Here is an 18559-nt window from a genome sequence, read left to right as displayed (position 1 = left end):
CGCTCAGCGCAGTGCCCGGACAAGGTTTGCCATGGTCTGGAAGCCGAGGTCGTAGAGGCCTTGCAGCACCGGCGCCAGGTGTCCGAGGGCGAGCAGCAGCACGCCGAAACCGACGGTCAGGGTGATCGGAAAGCCGATGGCGAAGAGGTTCAGCTGGGGCGCGGCGCGGGTCAGGATACCGAGGGCGATGTTGGTGATGAGCAGGGCCGTGACCACCGGCAGGGCCATCAGCAGGCCGGCGGCGAAAATCGTGCTGCCGAAGCGTGCCAGCATCAGCCAGCCGCCCTTGTGCGGTTGCGTCTCGGTGATGGGCAGCCATTCGAAGCTGCGGGCGAGGGCGTCCACCATGAGCAGGTGCCCGTTGAGGGACAGGAAGATCAGGGTGGCGATGAGCGTCAGGAATTCGCCGACCACGCCGGTTTGCCCGCCGGCCACCGGGTCGAAGAATGTGGCGAAGGAGAGGCCCATCTGCAGGCTGATGATTTCGCCCATCACGTCGAGGGTGGCAAAGATGACCCGCAGGGTCAGGCCCATGGCGATACCGGTGACGGTTTGCTGAAACAGCATCAGCAGGCCGTTCCAGGAGCCGAGCGGCACGCTTTGCGCCGGCGGCGGCAGCACCGGCAGCAGCCCGATGGCGATGGCCAGCCCGACGACCAGCTTGAGGCGTCGCGGAACGGCGTTGTTGCCGAAGACCGGCGCGGCGCCGACCAGCCCCAGGATGCGTGCCAGCGGGTAGGCCAGCAGGGCGAGCCAGGCGTCGAGCTGGGCACTGGTGACCGAGAGCATGGCCTTAGCCGATCATCGACGGAATGCTCTCGAACAGGCGCCGTATGAAGTCGGTCATCATCGTGATCATCCACGGCCCGGCGAGCACCAGTGTGATGAAGGTGGCGATCAGCTTGGGCACGAAGGAGAGTGACTGCTCGTTGATCTGGGTGGCGGCCTGAAAGATGGAGACGAGCAGACCGGTGACCAGCGCGGCGATGAAAAGCGGGGCTGACACCAGCAGGGTGAGTTCGAGTGCCTGGCGACCGAGGTCGATGACGGTGGTGGGCGTCATGGCGTGTCCTATCCGAAGCTTTGCACGAGGGAGCCGATCAGCAGGGTCCAGCCATCGACGAGCACGAACAGCATGATCTTGAAAGGCAGCGAGACGATGGCCGGACTCATCATCATCATGCCCATCGACATCAGCACGGAGGCGACGACCATGTCGATGATGAGAAAGGGGATGAAGACAATGAAGCCGATCTGGAAGGCGGTTTTGAGTTCGGAGGTGACGAAGGCCGGAATGACGACCTGCATCGGCAGGTCTTCGGCCTTTTCGACCCGTGGTGTTTTGGCGAGCTTGGAGAACAGGTTGAGGTCGGGCTCGCGGATCTGCTTGAGCATGAAGCCCTTGACCGGCACGGTGGCGCGGTCAAGGGCCTCGTTGAAGGTGATGCGGTTTTCGGACAGGGGCAGCCAGGCTTCGGTGTAAACCTTGTCGGCCACCGGCGCCATGATGAAAAAGGTCAGGAACAGGGACAGGCCGACCATCACCTGGTTGGGGGGCGATGTCTGGGTGCCCAGGGCGTGGCGCAGCAGCGACATGACGATGATGATCCGCGTGAAGCTGGTCATCATCAGCACGACCGCCGGCAGGAAGCTCAGGGAAGTGAGCAGCAGCAGGGTTTGCACCGACAGGCTGTACTGCGTGCCCCCTGCGCCCGCGGGCGTGCTGGTGAGCGCCGGCAGGGCCTGGGCGAGCAGTGGCAGCGGGGCGAGGAGGAGCAGTGCCAGCGCGGGGCGGATGAGCGGTCGGGTGTTCATCGGGGGCGACGCTCCAGCGTCTCTTTGAGCCAGCTCTGGAAATCCCTGCCACCGGCGGGGGAGGCCGGCGTTGCGCCTGTCGAGCCGGGCAGGTCGGCGGCGTCCAGGGTGTGAAGGGTGTTGACGCGGCCGGGGGCCACGCCGAGCACGAGGATCTTGCCGGCCACCTCGACGAGAACAACCCGCTCGCGGGGGCCGACGGCGGTGGCGCCGCGCACTTTCACCAAGCCAGCGGCCGAGCCCCGGCCGGCGCCCAGGCGCTTGAGGATGTACAGGCTGGCAATCAGCAGGGCGATGATCAGGCCCAGCCCGAGGATCATCTGCACGACGCTGCCCGCCACGTCGAGGCTGCCGTCCGCGGCATTGGCGGAGCTGCCCAGGAGAAGCAGGCCGGCTGGGTGGAGCGGGAGGCGCATGGGGGCTGTCGAGGCGGTGGCGATGATTTGGGGACTGAGCGTGAGCTTGCCGATGAGCTTAGTCCCGCGGCCGGTCGCTTCATGGCTCGATTAAGCGTGCAAAACCGCACTTTTTCATGCTTTGGCGCTCTGGCACTGAGCTGCACCGGCCGCCTATACTCGAATCTCGCAGGGCCTGCCGCAAAGTATGTCGGTACGGCTCCCCGGCAATCCCCAGCAGAATGGAGGTTCGATCATGTTGCTATGGCATCGTGACAGCCAGCCCGAAGCGGGCGTGGCGGAGGGAATCAGGACGCTCTCGACAGCTTCGGCCGGGTATGAGGCCAAGCGCCAGCGCGCATTGCAGATTCTCGGGGAGCGCTGGCTTCTGCACCATGCCAATGCGCCCGACCGGCGCCCGGCACGCTCCGTGTTCTCCGGCGGGCGGACCGCCTGCACCTGAGGCGCGTTTGGCACTTGTTGGCGCTTGTTGCTTCAAGCAGCGGTGGACGTGTTTCCGCCAGGATGAACCTGGCGGAAGACCTTTGCCTGCAGGGGATCAGTTGCGCAGTTTGCGGATGCGTTCGGCCGGCGTGATGATGTCGGTGAGGCGGATGCCGAACTTGTCGTTCACGACCACCACCTCGCCCTGGGCAATCAGGGTTCCGTTGACGAGTACATCCATGGGCTCGCCGGCCATGCCATCCAGTTCCACCACCGAGCCATGGGCCAGTTGCAGCAGGTTGCGGATGGCGATTTTCGTGCGTCCCAGTTCCACGGTGAGTTGCACCGGGATGTCCAGGATCATGTCGTAGTCGTTGAGCGAGCCACCCTTGGCGCCGCCCTGCCCGAAATCAGGAAAAAGCTGACTCGCGGGCTTGGCCTGGAAGGGCGATCCGTCATCCTCGTGCGGCGCGGCAGGTTCCGTCAGGCCCTCCGCGGCAGCCTGCTCCTGCATCGCAGCGGCCCAGTCGTCGTCGCTGATCTGGTTGTCGTCGGGGGTATCGGTTTCTGACATGGTCTACTCCTGGCTTTTCGCCGGGGTTTCTTCTTCCTGGGCGAGGAAGCGTTCGATCTTGAGTGCGTACTGGCCGCGCTGGACGCCGTAGCGGCATTCCATGAACGGGATGCCATCCACTTCGGCCTGGATGGTGTCGGGGATGTTGAGCGGTATGACGTCGCCGGGTTTCATGTTGACGATGTCGCGCAGGGTGACCCTGGCGGTGCCGAGGCGCGCCATCAACGAGACTTCGGCGCTTTGCAGTTGCTTGCCCATCATGTTCACCCAGCGGTTGTCCTGGGTGATGTGGTCGCTCTGCATCGTCGAGTAGAGCGTTTCGCGGATGGGCTCCAGCATCGAGTACGGAAAGCAGAAGTGCATTTCTGCCTGCGAGCCGCCGAATTCGAGCGTAAATGACGCAGCCACGACGATTTCGCTGGGCGTGGCGATGTTGGCGAACTGGGGGTTCATCTCCGAGCGGACGTACTCGAATTCGAGCTTCTTCACGGGTGACCAGGCTTTTGCGTACTCGTCGAAAATGACTTTCAGCAGCCCCTGAATGATGCGCTGTTCGGTGACGGTGAAATCACGCCCCTCGACGCGGGTGTGAAAGCGCCCGTCGCCGCCGAACAGGTTGTCCACCACCAGAAAGACCAGGTTCGGGTCGAGCACGACCAGACCCGTGCCGCGCAGGGGCTTGGAAATGAAGAGGTTAAGGTTGGTGGGCACCACCAGGTTGCGGACGAATTCGCTGAACTTCTGGACCTTGATCGGCCCGACCGAGACTTCGACGTTGCGGTGCATGTAGTTGAACATGCCGATCCGCAGGTAGCGGGCGAAGCGCTCGTTGATGAGCTCCATCGTGGGCATGCGCCCACGCACGATGCGTTCCTGGGTGGCGAGGTTGTACGGACGTATTCCGTCCGTGCTCTCGTCGCTGGCTTCCTGCTCGTCGGACTCCCCGGTGACGCCCTTCAGCAGGGCATCGACCTCTTCCTGGGAAAGAAAGTCCTGAGCCATGGTGGATTACCCGTTTATTGCACGATGAACTGGTTGAACAGCACGGCAAGCACCGGGCCGTCGTCTTCGGGGCGGTTGCGCTTGTTTTTCTTCTTGGGGTTGGGCGCGTAGCCAAGCACGTCGTTGGCTTCTTCCTTGATTTCCTCGGCCAGCACTTCGCGACCTTCGGCGGTTGCGAGTTCGGAGGGTTTCTTGGACGAAAGCAGCATGATCATGCGGTGCTTGAGCTCCGGCATGTAGAGCTTGAGCGAATCGCCTACCTTGGCATCGGCAACCCGTAGCACCATCGTCGATTGCAGGAAGTGCTCGCCTTCGTCGGGGGCCAGGTTGACCGTGAATTGCTCCAGCGGCACGAATACCGGCGGCTTGGAGGGGTCGACCTTGACCTTGGGCGGCTCATGGGAGACTTCTTCTTCGGCGTCCTCGCCGTCGGCGGCGTGCTTTTTCTTGCCCATCAGCATGAAGGCCGCTCCGCCCGCAATCGCCAGGACCAGAACCGCGATGATGATGATCATCATTTTTTTCTTGCCCCCCTTGGGGGCTTCGCCTTCTGCGGCTTCCGCCTTGGCCGGTGCTTTCGACATGCTGGATTACTCCTTATCTCGTTTCATTGTCATCCATTGCGTTCGTCCGGCAAGCCTTGAATAAGGGCAGAAGCGCCCGGCATTTGTGGCAATTCAGGCGAACGTATCTACCAGTCCTTCTGCGCGCCGCAGCCATGGGGCCGCAGTGGTGTTTGTCATGCCGCCTTCGGCATCGCCGCCGGCGGACCCCCGGGCGCTGCCGCGCCGGCCTTCGCCCGAACTGCCGGGCTGGCTGGAGGTGCCGACGTCGGTCTGACCGAGGTTGATGCCGCTCTGTTCGAGTATTTCCCGCAGGCGCGGCAGGCTCTGTTCGATGAGTTCCCGCGCGGCCGGGGTGGCGGCGACGAACTGGGCGCTGGTCTGCTCGCCGCTGATGGTAATCGAGATTTCCACTTTGCCCAGCTGTGGCGGAGTCAGGGTGAGTTCTGCGTGGCTTTCGTCGTGGCCGACCATCCAGGTGACCCGGTTGCCGACTTCTTCAGGCCAGCCGGTGCTGCCGGCCGGTGTGGCCACGTGCAGCGACACCGGCGCGGTGGCGGGCGGGGGGGCTTCGCCCCGGAGGTTGGCCAGCGCAGCTGCGTGGATGGCAGCAAAATTGTTGGTCGGGGCGGCGGCCTCTGCCATCCGCTCGGCGCCTGATCCGTTTGTTGCAACCGCCAGCTCGGGCTGCGCTTTGGCGATGGATGGGGCGGCAAGGGTGTCGGCTTCCGCGGCAAGATTTGCCGGTTGGGCGGTGGCCTCTGCCGTGGCCCGGGCGGGATTGCCGCTTTCGGCGGCGGCTGCCAGCAGTGCGGCGCGGCCCGCGCTGGCGCCGTCGCGGGGGCTGGCGTCGAGCGTGCCGGATTCAGGTTTGGGCAGCGCGGGCGGTTCTGAGGTCGTCTGCATGTTCCCGGCGGCCAGCAGGGCGGCCAGTTCGGGCGGAACCTGGGAGGCCAGGGCGTCGGCAGGCGGGGTAGCCGCGGCGTCGGCGGCTTCGTCGTTTTGGGCCGTGGTTTTTGCCTGCGTGGTCGTGTCGTCGCTTCGGGCCTCGCCCTGCATCCGGCGCTGGAGTTCGGTAGCGAAGCCTTGCTCGGGCGCATCGGGGCCTGCGGCCTCGGCGGACGCGTCGGGGCGTGTGCCGGTCGGGCCTTTGGCGGATGCTGCTGGAGGGGTGTTCGCGATGGGATTCAAGGCCGGTCCGGACATGATGGAGTTCCTGGTGAGGATGCAGACATCAGCCAACCAGCAAGCGACGTGCCAGGCGAGCCCGGCGGCGATCAGTCTTCTTCGGTGCGATCGCGGAATTGCTTGGCGGCGTGTTCGTCCGTGAGCCGTTGTTCCTGCTTGGCTTCCTTGCGGGCCTGCAGGCTCTGGTGGCGGTGCGACAGGGTGTCGAAAGCCTTGACCTTGTTGCGCTGATCCACCCAGGCTTGCTGGCCTTGCTCGGTGCGCTGCCGTGAAACGGACACTGCTTTTTCCTGCTGAGCGATCGCGTCATCGAGTTTGCCGAGGAAGGCGCTGAAATTGCGCCACGCGTCGGGGCCGATGCCGTTACGCACCGCTTCCACGAAACGGGCGTGATACTCCTTGCGATAGTCCACCAGCAGGGCGAGTTTTTCTTCGACGGCGTGCTCGCTGGCTATCAGTTCGCCGAGCTTGCGCGCGGCCTCGTCCATGCGGTTGTTCGCCAGGTCCAGCAGGGGCTGCAGCGGGAACGACTCACTCATCTTCACGTTCCTTGGGCTTTATCGGGCGGGCGCGGGGAATCTTTAGGTTTGGGGGGCAATGACCTTGCTGGTCGGGAGGCCGGATCATTGGGCTGCTCCAAACAGGGCGTGCAGTTTTTCGACCGCAGATTCGTAGTGTTCGCACTCTTCGACGCGCTGTTGCAGGAAGGCTTCCAGGCGTGGATACATGGCCACGGCCTGGTCGAGGATGGGGTCGGAGCCGGCGTGGTAGGCGCCCACGGCGATCAGGTCGCGGGAGCGCTGATAACGCGAGAAAAGCTGCTTGAAGCGTCGCACCATGTCGAAGTGCTGGCTCTTGACGAGGTTGTGCATGGCTCGCGAAATGGATTGCTCGATGTCGATGGCGGGGTAGTGGCCCTGGTCGGCAAGGTTGCGCGACAGCACGATGTGGCCGTCGAGAATGGCGCGGGCAGAGTCGGCGATGGGATCCTGCTGGTCGTCGCCCTCGGCGAGCACGGTGTAGAACGCGGTGATCGAGCCGCCGCCTTCCGGCCCGTTGCCGGCTCTCTCGACCAGTGCCGGCAGGCGTGCGAACACCGACGGCGGGTAGCCGCGGGTGACCGGCGGTTCGCCGATGGCCAGCGCGATTTCCCGCTGGGCCATGGCGTAGCGGGTCAGCGAATCCATGATCAGCAGCACCTGCTTGCCCTGGTCGCGAAAATATTCGGCCACGGTGGTGGCGTAGGACGCGCCCTGCAGACGCATCAGTGGGCTGCAGTCGGCTGGGGCAGCGATCACCGCCGAGCGGGCCAGGCCTTCCGGGCCCAGGTTGTGCTCGATGAATTCCTTGACTTCGCGGCCCCGCTCGCCGATCAGGCCGACGACGATCACATCGGCCGCGGTGTAGCGGGCCATCATGCCGATGAGCACGGATTTGCCCACGCCGGAGCCGGCGAAGAGGCCCATCCGCTGACCGCGGCCGACGGTGAGCAGGCCGTTGATGGCGCGGATGCCGACGTCCAGCGACTGGGTGATCGGTGCCCGTTGCAGCGGGTTGATGGGGCGTGCCTGGAGCGCTCTCGAGTGGCGCACGGCGAGAGGGCCGAGGCCGTCCAGCGGGCGGCCGGCGCCGTCCACCACCCGGCCGAGCAGTTCGTCTCCCATGGGCAGGTGCTTGGCCCGGTCGGAGGCGCGGCGGCGGGGTTCGATCCGTTCGCCGGCGACAAGCTGCGGCTGGGTGGGCTCGACGGGCAGCACCTGGGCGCCGGGGGCGAGGCCGAAAACGTCGTCGGTGGGCATCAGGAAGATTTTTTCGCCATGGAAGCCTACTACTTCGGCCTCCACCGAACTGCCACCCGGGATCACGATGCGGCAGCCCGAGCCGAGGGGCAGCTTGAGGCCGGAGGCTTCCATCACCAGGCCGTTGATGCGCGTCAGGCGTCCGGAGAGCTGGTAGGGCGGGGTGGCTCCCACCAGCTTGCGGCCGTCGGCGAGAAAGGCTTTCCAGGTTTCGGTGCCGTGTTCCATCAGCTGCCGTCCCCGTCCCAGTGAATGTTGCGGCCGAGGTTGTCCATGATGCGCCGCCAGCGGGTTTGCACCGTGGCGTCGATCTGGCTGCCGGCGGCGTCGATGCGCACGCCGCCACGGGAGATGCTGGGGTCTTCGACCAGCCGGTGGCCGGCATGGGTCAGTTGCTCGCCCAGGTAGTCGCGCGCCATCGCCACGTCGTCGGGGTGGAGGTGGATCAGCGCATGGGCCTGAGGCAGCTGCAGCAGGGCTTCGCGGATCAGTTCGGCGGTGGATTCGGGGTGGGTTTCGAGGCTGTTCCGCACCATCTGGCGGGCCACTTCGATGGCGAGGCTGAGCACCTCCTCGGCCACTTCCCGGTCGAGGGCAGTGAGCGAGGTTTCGAGGCCCTGCACCAGGCCGTGAAATTGCATGGCCTCCATCCGCCCGCGCGCAGTGCCTTCTTCGTAGCCCGCCGAGTAGCCTTCCTTGCGGGCTTCCTCGTGGATGCGCTCGATGTCGTCGGCGGTGGGCAGGTGGATGTCCGGTTCGGTGTCGGGCAGGGTGAGCGCTTGGGCGACGAAGGGTGCTTCCTCCGGCGCGGCAGGTGTGGCTTCTGGCGCCAGGACGGGTTCGTCCAGGGGGCCGGGTGGTGGCGCGGCGATTTCCGCTTCGGCGGGTGAGGGCGCCGCCGGCTGGGGTTCGTCAAAGGAGGGGAGCTTCCAGCGCTGGTAGGCGCCGGCGGCCTGATGCGGGCTCATGGCTGGGGGGGTGTCCGTAAACAGGCTGCCCGCGAGGGGTGGCGGGTGGGTGCGCGCTTAGACGAAGGCATCGTCGCCGCCTCCGCTGGACAGGGCGATCTGGCCTTCCTCTGCGAGGCGGCGGGCCGTCTTGAGGATTTCCTTTTGCTCCGCTTCCACTTCGGAGAGGCGCACCGGGCCGCGGGATTCGAGGTCTTCCCTGAGCATTTCGGCGGCGCGCTGGGACATGTTCTTGAAGATCTTCTCGCGCATTTCCGGCTGCGCACCCTTCAGCGCGATCACCAGCGAGTCGCTCTGGACTTCGCGCAGGAGGGTCTGGATGCCCCGGTCGTCGAGATCCATGAGGTTCTCGAAGACGAACATCTCGTCGAGAATCTTCTGGGCGAGGTCGGGGTCGTATTCGCGCACGTTGTCGAGGATGGCTGTTTCGGCCGCCGAGCCGACGAAGTTGAGGATGTCGGCTGCGTGGCGCACGCCGCCCATGGCGGTCTTCTTGACGGTGGTGGCACCGGACAGCATGCGGGTGAGGGCTTCGTTGAGTTCCCGCAGGGCCACCGGCTGCACGCCGTCGAGGGTGGCGATGCGCAGCAGCACGTCGTTGCGCAGGCGGTCGGTGAAGTGCTTGAGGATTTCACCGGCCTGGTCGAACTCGAGGTGCACCAGGATCGTTGCGATGATCTGCGGGTGCTCGTTCTTGATGAGGTCGGCGGCGGTGGGGGCGTCCATCCACTTGAGGCTTTCGATGCCGGCGGTGTCCGAGCCCTGCAGCACGCGGCCGATCAGGTGGTTGGCGCGCTCGTCGCCGAGGGCCTTGGTGAGCATTTCCTTGATGTGTTCATGGTCGGCCTCGATGGGCGAGCCCTTCTCGGCGAAGCCGATCAGCTCGTCGAGAATGGCTTCGACCTTTTCGCGGCTCTGGGCGGGCATCCCGGCCATGGCCGCGCCAAGCTTCTGAACTTCTTTCGGGCCGAGCTGCTTCAGGACTTCGGCCGCTTCGTTGGCACCGAGGGTGAACAGGAGCAGGGCGCTCTTTTCGAGTCCTTCATCGTTGCTGCTCATTGCTTCCCATCCATTCCTTGATCAGGTTGGCGACCATGCGCGGATTTTCCTTGGCGAGGGCCAGTGCCTTGGCGAGTTTTTCGTCGTAGGCCAGGCGCGCGGCGGCTTCGGGGGACAAGGTGACTTCTGCGCCTTCCTCACCTTCGCCTTCTTCACCTTCTTCGCCTTCGCCTTCCTCGCGCGCTTCGGCCGCGGCGGCGGTTTCTTCCTTCTCTTCCGGCGGCATGACCTGCCTCATCAGCGGACGGATCACGCCGAAGGCCACAAAGGCGATCACGCCGGCAATCACCAGGTACTTGATGAGCTCCTTGAACAGGACGATGCTGTCCGGATCCTTCCAGATCGGGGTTTCCAGCAAATCCTTGTCAGAGGCGACGAAGGCGCTGCTCGCCACGTTGATGGTGTCGCCGCGGTCCTTGCTGTAGCCGACGGCCTCGCGAACCAGATCCTCGACACGCTTGCGTTCCTCGTCGGTAAGGGGCACCGACTTCATGACGCCGTTCTTGTCCTTCTCTTCCTTCTGGTTGAGTGCCACTGCCACCGACAGCCGCTTGATCTGGCCGAGGGCCTTGCGGGTGTGCTGGATGGTCTTGTCCACCTCGTAGTTGATGGTGGCGCTCTTGTTGGAGCTGAGCGGCGGCTGTTGGCCGGGGCCGGGCGCGCCGGCCACGGGCGGTGTCGTAAGCGGGGCGGTGGCGGGCACCGGCGGCTGGTTGCTGAGGGCACCCGGCACGCCCTGCGGGCCCTGGTCGCGGGTCTGGCTTTCGCTGCTTTGCTGGCTGCGGATGGCCTGCTCGGGCGAGGGGTTGGGGCGGTAGGTTTCGGCGGTCTGTTCGGTGACGTTGAAATCCACATCCGCCGAAACCTGGGCCCGGAAGTTACCCTTGCCGAAGAGCGGCGTGAGGATCGAGTTGATGCGCTGGATGTAGCCTTCTTCCAGCTCGCGGGTGTATTTGATCTGGGTGGCGTCGAGGTTGGTCTGCAGCGGGTCGGGCTTCTTGGTGAGCAGGCTGCCTTCCTGGTCGATGACGCTCACGTTGTCGTTGGTGAGCTGGGGCACGCTCGATGCGATCAGGTGCACGATGCCGGCGATCTGCGCCGGATCGAGGGCGCGGCCGGTGTGCAGGTTCACCATCACCGAGGCCGTGGGCTTCTGCTCGTCGCGCAGAAAAGCGGTTTGCTTGGGAATGGCCAGGTGCACGCGGGCGCCGGCCACGCTGCCGATGGATGAAATGGTGCGGGCCAGTTCGCCTTCGAGGGCGCGCTGGTAATTGATCTGCTCGTGAAACTGGGAGAGGCCGAGCTTCTGGGTTTCCATCAACTCGAAACCCACCAGGCCGCCCTTGGGAATGCCCTGGGCGGCAAGGCGCAGGCGCAGATCATGCACCTGGCTGGCCGGTACGAGGATGGCGTTGCCGTTGTCCGAGAACTTGTAGGGAATGTTCTGCTGCTGGAGGCTGGCGACGGCGGCGCCTCCGTCCTTTTCGGCCAGATTGGAGAACAGCACGGCGTAATCCGGCTGGCGGCTCCACAGGATGACGCCGACGATCAGCGCAATGCCGAACGCCAGCGCAGCGCCGGCGGCGAGCTTCTGGCGCTGGGACAGATTGCGGATGTTCTCCAGCACCTGCTCGAAGGGTGAGGCGGGCGGCGGTGGAGCGACGGCGGCGTCTTCTGCTGCCATGGAAACATTCCCCCTATTTCGGATGGTCGCATTCTGGGCCTGGTGCCCGGTGTTCTAGGGAAGGATTAGCGGCGCTTTTTGCCGCCTATTTGCCGCCTTGCCGTTTGCCGGGCAGGCCTAAGCTGCGAAGCGGTGAATTTCGCCCCGTACAACTCATGAATCTCCCTGCCATCGAAGACCGACTCGACGCCCGCCAGCTGGCCGAAGCCTTTCGTCAGTTCAGCGAAGCGTCCGAGGCCCTGACCGGCGCCTATGCAGGCCTGCAGACCCAGGTCGGCCAGCTGACCGAAAGGCTCAGCGTACTGATGGGCGCGCTGCCGGCCGGTGTTGTCGTGCTCGACCGGGACGGCTGCGTGGTGCAGGCCAACCGGGTGGTGGAGGCGATGTTCGGGGTGCCGCTGGCCGGCGTCGATTGGGCCGGTTTTTGCACGGCTCGCCTTGCCGCCACCGAGACGCCCGGCGAGTGGCAGCTCGACATCGCGGGCGAGCTTCGCCGCGTAACCCGCGTGGATGCCGCCCTCGAATCGGGTGACGGTCACATCGTTCTCCTCAATGACGTGACCGACGCCCATCACATGCGCCTCGCCGCCGAGCGCAACGAACGCCTCGCCGCGATGGGCGAGATGGTTGCCGGGCTGGCCCACCAGTTGCGCACCCCGCTGGCGGCGGCGCTGCTCTACACGGCCACGCTGGTCCAGCAGGAAATGGGGCCGGCCGACCGGGAGCGCATCGGCAATCGTGCAATGGAGCGCCTGCGTCATCTGGAAAAACTGATCCGCGACATGCTGCTTTTTGCCCGCGGCGAAACCCTGGGCCGTGAGCCCTTCGGCATCTGCGAACTGGTGGCCGAGCTCACCCAGACGCTGGAGCCGCTGGCCCGCGCCAAGGGGCTCGAGCTGGCCTCGGCCTGTGCCTGTGGCGACACCCGCGTCGTGGGTGATCGCAAGGCCATTGCCGGCGCGCTGACCAACCTGCTCGAAAACGCCGTGCAGGCGCTGGAGGCCGGCGGAGCCATCCGTTTCGAGGCCGTGCAGGAGGGCGCCGTGGCCCGCTTCAGCGTGATCGACAACGGACGCGGCATTGATCCGGCACTGCAGACGCGGCTTTTCGAGCCATTTTTTACCACCCGCTCCGATGGAACAGGATTGGGGCTGGCGATTGCGCGAGGCGTAGCCCGGGCCCATGGCGGCGACATCGGAATCCAGTCCGAGCCCGGCCACGGCACAACCTTTACCCTGACCCTCGCCATGGGCGCATAGCGCCCGGTAACACCCGGATTTAGAGAGACGTCACATGCCTGAAGCCCTGAACATTCTTGTAGTAGAAGACGACGCGCCCCTGCGCGACGCTGTGTGCATGACCCTCGAAATCGCCGGTCACGCGGTTACCGGCGTGGGCGACGGCCCGGCGGCGCTGGTCGCGGTGGAAAAGCAGGCCTTCAACCTGGTGTTGTCCGACCTGAAAATGCAGCCGATGGACGGCCTTCAACTACTGAGCGAGCTGCGCCAGCGCCTGCCGCAGCTACCTGTCTTGCTGATGACCGCCTTCGGTGACGTCGAAAAAGCCGTTGATGCCATGCGCGGCGGAGCCTGTGATTTTCTGATGAAACCTTTCGAACCCAATGTGCTGCTCGAACACGTGCAGCGTTACGCGGCAGCCCGCCGGGACGACGGCATGATCGCCGCCGATCCCCATACCCGCAACTTGCTGGCCTTGGCCGACAAGGTGGCCGAAACCGATGCCACCGTGCTCCTTACCGGCGAATCCGGTACTGGCAAGGAAGTCTTTGCCCGCTATCTCCACGAGCAATCCCTGCGCCGCACGGGGCCATTCATCGCCATCAACTGCGCCGCGATTCCCGACTCCCTGCTCGAGGCGACCCTTTTCGGCCACGACAAAGGCGCCTTCACGGGCGCAGTGAGCGCCCAGGCCGGCAAGTTCGAACAGGCCGAGGGCGGCACGCTGCTTCTCGACGAAATTTCCGAAATGCCCCTCGGCCTCCAGGCCAAGCTGTTGCGCGTGCTCCAGGAGCGCGAGGTGGAACGCGTGGGTGGCAAAAAGGCCATTCCTCTCGACATCCGTGTGCTCGCCACGACCAACCGGGACATGAGCAAGGAAGTGGCCGCCGGGCGTTTTCGCGAAGACCTCTATTACCGTCTCAACGTGTTTCCGCTCGCGATTCCGTCGCTGCGGGAGCGGCCGGGCGACGTCGTGCCGCTGGCCCGGCATTTTGCGCTGATGCACGGTGCGCGCCTCAAGCGCGTCGCGCGCCTGTCGCCGGAGGCCGAAAGTGTGCTGGTAACCTACCACTGGCCGGGCAATGTGCGCGAGCTGGAAAACACCGTGCAGCGGGCGCTGATTCTCAGCAGCGGACAGGCTGTGTCCGCAGACACCATTCGCCTGTGCCTGCCTCACTGGAACGGAGAGCCGGTTCGGGTGCCGCTTGCCCCGCCTATCGTGCCGGCCATTTTTGCCGCCGAGACGGCAAATCCTGCCGATGATGCCGCTGCTGCGGCCAGGGATGCAGCCCGTCCGGCCAGCATGAAAGACCTCGAGCGCGAGCACATCCTGAAGGTGCTGAAAGAGGTGGGAGGCTCGCGAAAGCGTGCGGTGGAGCAGCTTGGCATCTCGGAACGCACCCTGCGCTACAAGCTCCAGCAGTACCGGGAGGAAGGCCTGTTTTCGGGCTAGACGAGGGCTACAGCGCCCTTCTGCTCTTTGGCACGCAGCTTGCTCTGCTATAGTTGAGCAAAAGGAGCCGGACCATGGATACCCGCGGAATCGATCAAATGTTGTCGGAACTTCGCGCCACCTCGCAGGTGGCCGGGGGAAAGCCTGCCCAGTCGGCCCCGGCTGCCGGGGAGGTGAGTTTCGGCGACGTTCTGCAAACGGCAATCGCCGATGTCAGCTCGGCCCAGATGCAGGCCCAGGAAATGGCCAAGGGTTTTTCGGCCGGTGATCCCAACGTGAATCTGCAGGATGTCATGGTGAATCTGCAAAAGGCCAATCTGTCCTTCCAGCAGATGGTGCAGGTGCGCAACAAGCTCGTCACGGCCTATCAGGACATCATGAACATGTCTGTCTGAAAGACGCCGATCCGCCCCTTTCAAGGTGGCAGGGTTCAAAAACATAAAGCCGGCAATCGCCGGCTTTATGCATTCTGGAAAGGGCGCGTGCTCAGCGGATGCGTTCGCGGGCGTTGCGTTCCCGTTCGGCCTTGAGGATGTAGCGCTGGATCGTCGAGGCCATGCTGGCGGGCAGGTCGACGAATTCGCAGCCGGCGCGGAGCATGATGCTGCCGTCGCGGTTGGTGATGCGAAACAGATTGCGTACGCGCAGTGAGGTGGCGATGGGGCCGGTTTCCGGCAGCATCAGCCGGCAGTCAGCAAACTCCATGTCCGGTTCGAAGGCCACTTCGCCGGGCGGCACCAGCACCGCGAGGCCGCCGCCGCTGATGTCGACCACGGAGGCCTCGACAGAAATGATCTTCTTTTGCCCATCGACGGTGACCGGGATCAGGCAGCTCAGGGTGTGCGGGTTGGCAGCCGTCAGCCGATAGTATTCGCGGCGTTGCAGGCGCAGCAGCACGTCGGGCATGGGCGTGCGGAAGGCGTCATGCCCTTCGTGGGTGACGCGCCCGATCTGGCGCGCGGCAAACTGGATCTTGATCTTGTCGAGCTGGGCGACGCAGATCAGCTGCTCGGATTCTTCCACACGGCGGTTGATGGCCGGGTCGCTGGCGGCGTCGAGCACCAGGTAGCGTTCGTCGTCGCTGATGGCGACGATGGCGGTAAGGAAGGAGTCGGCGCTGGCGTCGATGAAGGCGGAGAGCATCGCCCGCTTCTGCATGAGGCTGCGCAGGTTGTAGAGGATGTCGGCTTTTCCGCGCAGCAGGTAGCGGGAGTTGTCTTCGGCCTGCAGGAGTTCGAACTTGAGCGGCATGGTGTCGGTGGCGTCCGGGGGATCGGAAGATGGGCGGATTCTATCAGCCCGTCCGGGTATCCCGGCTCTTCAGCAATAGGCGTGCCTGATCTGTCTTTCTTGAGGGCAAGAAAAAACCAGGGGGACGGCATGCCGTCCCCCCGGGGTGTTGCTGCGGTGAAGCGCGCGATGCTTAGCGCATGGCTTCCCGTTCGATCTCTTCGAGGCTGGTGTGGCGCACGTCGCGGCCCTTGACCATGTACACCACGTATTCGGCGATGTTCTTGGCGTGGTCACCGATGCGCTCGACCGACTTGGCGACGAACATCAGTTCGATGGCCTGGGAGATGGTGCGCGGATCTTCCATCATGTAAGTGATCAGCTGGCGCATGATGCCCTTGAATTCGGCATCCACTTCCTTGTCCTGGCGAACCACCTGGGCTGCAGAAACCGTGTCCAGGCGGGCGTAGGCGTCCAGCGCGGTGCGCAGCATGTCCACGACTGCGTCGGCGATGTGGCTGAGGCGGATCGGCGGCGTGAAGGACGATGGCGTGCTGTGGTGCAGCTTGGCGGTCTTGGCGATCTTCTTGGCCTCGTCGCCGATGCGCTCCAGGTCGGTGATGGTCTTTTGCACGCTGCTGACCATGCGCAGGTCGACCGCGGTGGGCTGGCGCTTGGCGATCACCTGGTTGCAGGCTTCGTCGAGCTCGATTTCCAGCAGGTTGACCCGGTTGTCGTTTTCGATGACCTGGTCGATCAGCAGCAAATCGCCGTTGGAAAGCCCTTCCATGGCCTTCACGATCTGCAATTCGACCATGCCGCCCATCTGGAGTACCCGTGTGCGGATGCCTTCCAGTTCAGAGTCGAACTTTTTGGAGGTGTGCTCGTTCATTAGGTAATCCTGTGGCTGAAGGCTGACAAGCGAAAGAGGTTAACAGGGCTTTGTGACGGTTTTGTTTCAAGTCCGCTCGAATTTGACAACGCCGTCGGCTGTGGCAAGCAGCAGCACGTCGGCGCCGCGCTTGGCGAACAGGCCGTTGGTGACCACACCGACGATGCCGTCGACATTCACTTCGAGATTGACCGGATCGTGAATCTGCAGGCCATGAACGTCAAGGATCAGGTTGCCGTTGTCCGTGACGAAACCCTCCCGCAGCACGGGTTTGCCTCCGAGGCGGGCGAGTTCGCGAGCCACCTGGGCGCGTGCCATGGGAATGACCTCGACCGGCAGCGGAAAGCGGCCGAGTACGTCTACCTTTTTGCTTGCGTCGCAGATGCAGACAAATTTCGTGGCGACTGCGGCAACGATCTTCTCGCGCGTCAGGGCGCCACCTCCGCCCTTGATCATGGCCAGCGATGCGTCGATTTCGTCGGCGCCATCGACATAAACCGGCAGTTCTTCCACGTCGTTGAGATCGAAAAGACGGATGCCGTGACCGGCGAGACGGCGCGCCGAGACTTCCGAGGAGGCGACCGCCCCGGCAATCCTGTCTTTCATCGTGGCCAGGCCGTCGATGAAGAAGTTGGCCGTGGAGCCGGTGCCGACACCGACGATAGCGCCTTCGACCACATAATCGAGCGCGCGCAGCGCGGCTTGTTGCTTGAGTTCGTCCTGGGTCATGGTGTGCTGCCTGAAGCCAAAAACATGATTTTAACCGGGACAGGCGCGGAGGTCAGATTCTGCAAACTGCAACACGTGGGCAGGCTGTCCGGCGTAAAGTGTTTCGTCGATGTCACAGGTGACGTGAGTGGCCTTGCCGACACGATTTACGTACAACTTATGAATGGAGCTGCAAATGGGTTTGCTTGATCAACTGGCAGGACAGGTTCTCGGTTCTCTGGCCGGAGGCAATGAGCAGCAACAAGGGGGCGGCGGTGGTCAGGCTGCATTGATTCAGCTGGTGCTGGGCCTTCTGCAGAGCAAGGGCGGCATCGGTGGTTTGCTGGGACAACTGAGCCAGGGTGGTCTCGGTGATCAGGTCGCGTCGTGGGTGGGTACCGGGCAGAACCTGCCTGTGAGCGCCGAGCAGATCGGCCAGGCTTTCGGCACTTCCGAGCTGGGCGACATGGCCGCCCAACTGGGCATTCCGAGCGAGCAGCTGGCCGGCCACCTGGCCAATTTTCTGCCGCAGGTTGTCGACGGCTTGACGCCGGACGGGCAATTGCCGGAAGCCGGTAACCTGGATCTGGGGCAGGCCCTGTCGGGTCTGGCTGGATTGCTCGGCCGGGGCTGAGCGGGGTTTCAGGCGTTGTGTTGCCTGCCCGCGTGCTGCGGGCAGGTGCTACGGGCCTTCAGGGGCCCGTTGTTATGGGTCTGGCCGGATCCGAGCACCACTCGCTCCAGGAGCCGGCATAGAGTTTGGCGCCGGACAGTCCGGCCACTTCCATGGCCAGCAGATTGTGACAGGCGGTGACGCCGGAGCCGCACTGATGGACGACCGCGTGAGCGTCGCCCCCCTTGATCAGCTTGCCGAATTCTTCCTGCAGGCAGGCTGCCTGCTTGAAGCAGCCGTTGGCATCCAGGTTGTCCCTGAAAAAGCGGTTGATGGCGCCCGGAATGTGGCCGCCGACGGGGTCGAGGGTTTCGTTTTCGCCGCGGAAGCGGTCGGGCGCCCGGGCGTCGATGAGCAGCATGTCCGGGCTGCCCAGGTGGCTGTGAACGTAGTCGGCATCGGCCCGCATGCATTTCTGCAGTTTGGGCGTGAAGCGTGTGGCGATCGCTTCGGGGCGCTCGGTGGCAAGGGGACGCCCGCTGCCGGTCCAGGCCTGGATGCCGCCGTTGAGAACGGCGACGCGGGTGTGCCCGAGCCAGCGCAGCAACCACCACAGGCGGGAGGCGAACATGCCGCCTGCGTCATCGTAGGCCACCACCTGGGTTTCGGGCCCGACGCCGAGGCTGCCGAGCTTGTCCGCCAGCAGTTGCGGGTCGGGCAGGGGATGGCGGCCGTTGAGGCCCGACAGCGGACCGGAGAGATCTTCGTTCAGGTCGAGAAAAAATGCTCCCGGCAGATGACCGGCAGCGTAGGCCTGACGGCCGGCCGGCGGATCGGCCAGGTTGAAGCGGCAGTCGAATATCCGCCATGCGGGCGTGGCCTGGGCGGCCAGTTCGTGAACGCTGACGAGGCTCGTGAAGGGCGCGGGCACGAT

Annotated in this window: 22 protein-coding genes; 5 read left to right on the top strand and 17 right to left on the bottom strand. The window is 64.6% G+C overall.

From position 1 onward, the window contains the following. Window positions 1-3: 3 nt before the first annotated feature. The 4 genes from fliR to fliO are packed head-to-tail and all read right to left on the bottom strand — an operon-like array spanning window position 4 to window position 2231. Complete coding sequence (fliR, locus tag Q1W26_RS12285; protein WP_300440412.1) at window positions 4-789, bottom strand: flagellar biosynthetic protein FliR; 786 nt, start codon at window positions 787-789, stop codon at window positions 4-6. Between the two features lie 4 nt (window positions 790-793). Beyond that, window positions 794-1063, bottom strand: a complete 270-nt coding sequence (gene fliQ / locus Q1W26_RS12280) for a flagellar biosynthesis protein FliQ (RefSeq protein ID WP_300440407.1) — start codon at window positions 1061-1063, stop codon at window positions 794-796. Between the two features lie 8 nt (window positions 1064-1071). Then, a complete protein-coding gene (fliP, locus tag Q1W26_RS12275; RefSeq protein WP_300440402.1) occupies window positions 1072-1815 on the bottom strand; it encodes a flagellar type III secretion system pore protein FliP in 744 nt (247 codons plus the stop codon). Further along, complete coding sequence (gene fliO / locus Q1W26_RS12270) at window positions 1812-2231, bottom strand: flagellar biosynthetic protein FliO (RefSeq protein ID WP_300440397.1); 420 nt, start codon at window positions 2229-2231, stop codon at window positions 1812-1814. Before fliO ends, fliP begins: the two co-directional genes overlap by 4 nt. A gap of 235 nt (window positions 2232-2466) precedes the next feature. Here fliO and Q1W26_RS12265 point away from each other — a divergent pair, with 235 nt between their 5' ends. Beyond that, entirely contained in the window at window positions 2467-2673 is a 207-nt protein-coding gene (locus Q1W26_RS12265) for a hypothetical protein (protein ID WP_300440392.1), read from the top strand. Between the two features lie 96 nt (window positions 2674-2769). Here the strand turns inward: Q1W26_RS12265 and fliN are convergent, their stop codons facing one another. The 9 genes from fliN to fliF form a co-directional block, all read right to left on the bottom strand. Then, entirely contained in the window at window positions 2770-3228 is a 459-nt protein-coding gene (fliN, locus tag Q1W26_RS12260) for a flagellar motor switch protein FliN (protein WP_300440387.1), read from the bottom strand. Window positions 3229-3231: 3 nt separating this feature from the next. Then, window positions 3232-4230, bottom strand: a complete 999-nt coding sequence (gene fliM / locus Q1W26_RS12255) for a flagellar motor switch protein FliM (RefSeq protein ID WP_300440381.1) — start codon at window positions 4228-4230, stop codon at window positions 3232-3234. 14 nt (window positions 4231-4244) lie between these two features. Further along, window positions 4245-4814 (bottom strand): flagellar basal body-associated FliL family protein, encoded by a 570-nt coding sequence (locus tag Q1W26_RS12250; RefSeq protein ID WP_300440376.1) that lies wholly within the window; start codon window positions 4812-4814, stop codon window positions 4245-4247. A 93-nt stretch (window positions 4815-4907) separates the two neighbouring features. Continuing rightward, the gene (locus Q1W26_RS12245; RefSeq protein ID WP_300440373.1) at window positions 4908-5999 is read right to left on the bottom strand and encodes a flagellar hook-length control protein FliK; all 1092 of its coding nucleotides are present in this window, start codon (window positions 5997-5999) and stop codon (window positions 4908-4910) included. 71 nt (window positions 6000-6070) lie between these two features. Continuing rightward, the gene (fliJ, locus tag Q1W26_RS12240; RefSeq protein WP_300440370.1) at window positions 6071-6520 is read right to left on the bottom strand and encodes a flagellar export protein FliJ; all 450 of its coding nucleotides are present in this window, start codon (window positions 6518-6520) and stop codon (window positions 6071-6073) included. Window positions 6521-6604: 84 nt separating this feature from the next. Then, window positions 6605-8008, bottom strand: coding sequence for a flagellar protein export ATPase FliI (fliI, locus tag Q1W26_RS12235; RefSeq protein WP_300440367.1), 1404 nt, complete (start codon window positions 8006-8008; stop codon window positions 6605-6607). Then, window positions 8008-8748 (bottom strand): flagellar assembly protein FliH, encoded by a 741-nt coding sequence (locus tag Q1W26_RS12230; RefSeq protein WP_300440364.1) that lies wholly within the window; start codon window positions 8746-8748, stop codon window positions 8008-8010. The genes fliI and Q1W26_RS12230 overlap by 1 nt, the downstream gene beginning before the upstream one ends. A gap of 57 nt (window positions 8749-8805) precedes the next feature. Beyond that, window positions 8806-9807 carry a flagellar motor switch protein FliG gene (gene fliG, locus Q1W26_RS12225; protein WP_300440361.1) on the bottom strand — a complete coding sequence of 334 codons (1002 nt, stop codon included), beginning with the start codon at window positions 9805-9807 and terminating at the stop codon, window positions 8806-8808. Further along, window positions 9791-11491 carry a flagellar basal-body MS-ring/collar protein FliF gene (gene fliF / locus Q1W26_RS12220; RefSeq protein ID WP_300440358.1) on the bottom strand — a complete coding sequence of 567 codons (1701 nt, stop codon included), beginning with the start codon at window positions 11489-11491 and terminating at the stop codon, window positions 9791-9793. The genes fliG and fliF overlap by 17 nt, the downstream gene beginning before the upstream one ends. 155 nt (window positions 11492-11646) lie before the next feature. Here fliF and Q1W26_RS12215 point away from each other — a divergent pair, with 155 nt between their 5' ends. The 3 genes from Q1W26_RS12215 to fliE all read left to right on the top strand — a co-directional run bounded on the left by Q1W26_RS12215 (window position 11647) and on the right by fliE (window position 14577). Further along, complete coding sequence (locus tag Q1W26_RS12215; RefSeq protein WP_300440355.1) at window positions 11647-12750, top strand: ATP-binding protein; 1104 nt, start codon at window positions 11647-11649, stop codon at window positions 12748-12750. A 34-nt stretch (window positions 12751-12784) separates the two neighbouring features. Then, complete coding sequence (locus Q1W26_RS12210; protein ID WP_300440352.1) at window positions 12785-14182, top strand: sigma-54 dependent transcriptional regulator; 1398 nt, start codon at window positions 12785-12787, stop codon at window positions 14180-14182. Window positions 14183-14256: 74 nt separating this feature from the next. Further along, window positions 14257-14577 (top strand): flagellar hook-basal body complex protein FliE, encoded by a 321-nt coding sequence (gene fliE, locus Q1W26_RS12205; protein WP_300440349.1) that lies wholly within the window; start codon window positions 14257-14259, stop codon window positions 14575-14577. 91 nt (window positions 14578-14668) lie between these two features. On the opposite strand, the gene Q1W26_RS12200 is transcribed toward fliE, so the two are convergent. The 3 genes from Q1W26_RS12200 to rpiA all read right to left on the bottom strand — a co-directional run bounded on the left by Q1W26_RS12200 (window position 14669) and on the right by rpiA (window position 17033). Continuing rightward, window positions 14669-15433, bottom strand: a complete 765-nt coding sequence (locus Q1W26_RS12200) for a flagellar brake protein (protein WP_300440346.1) — start codon at window positions 15431-15433, stop codon at window positions 14669-14671. Window positions 15434-15605: 172 nt separating this feature from the next. Beyond that, complete coding sequence (gene phoU, locus Q1W26_RS12195) at window positions 15606-16304, bottom strand: phosphate signaling complex protein PhoU (RefSeq protein WP_300440343.1); 699 nt, start codon at window positions 16302-16304, stop codon at window positions 15606-15608. A gap of 66 nt (window positions 16305-16370) precedes the next feature. After that, complete coding sequence (gene rpiA / locus Q1W26_RS12190; RefSeq protein WP_300440340.1) at window positions 16371-17033, bottom strand: ribose-5-phosphate isomerase RpiA; 663 nt, start codon at window positions 17031-17033, stop codon at window positions 16371-16373. A 163-nt stretch (window positions 17034-17196) separates the two neighbouring features. Here rpiA and Q1W26_RS12185 point away from each other — a divergent pair, with 163 nt between their 5' ends. Then, on the top strand, window positions 17197-17646 hold the full coding sequence (locus Q1W26_RS12185; protein ID WP_300440337.1) for a YidB family protein: 450 nt from the start codon (window positions 17197-17199) through the stop codon (window positions 17644-17646). Window positions 17647-17704: 58 nt separating this feature from the next. On the opposite strand, the gene Q1W26_RS12180 is transcribed toward Q1W26_RS12185, so the two are convergent. Further along, a complete protein-coding gene (locus Q1W26_RS12180; RefSeq protein ID WP_300440335.1) occupies window positions 17705-18556 on the bottom strand; it encodes a sulfurtransferase in 852 nt (283 codons plus the stop codon). Window positions 18557-18559 lie beyond the last annotated feature (3 nt).

Origin of the sequence: Zoogloea sp. (assembly GCF_030157465.1) — a bacterium.
Lineage (GTDB): Bacteria > Pseudomonadota > Gammaproteobacteria > Burkholderiales > Rhodocyclaceae > Zoogloea.
The sequence above is the reverse complement of the archived record's forward strand: the minus strand, read 5'-3'. Positions and strand labels throughout refer to the sequence as shown.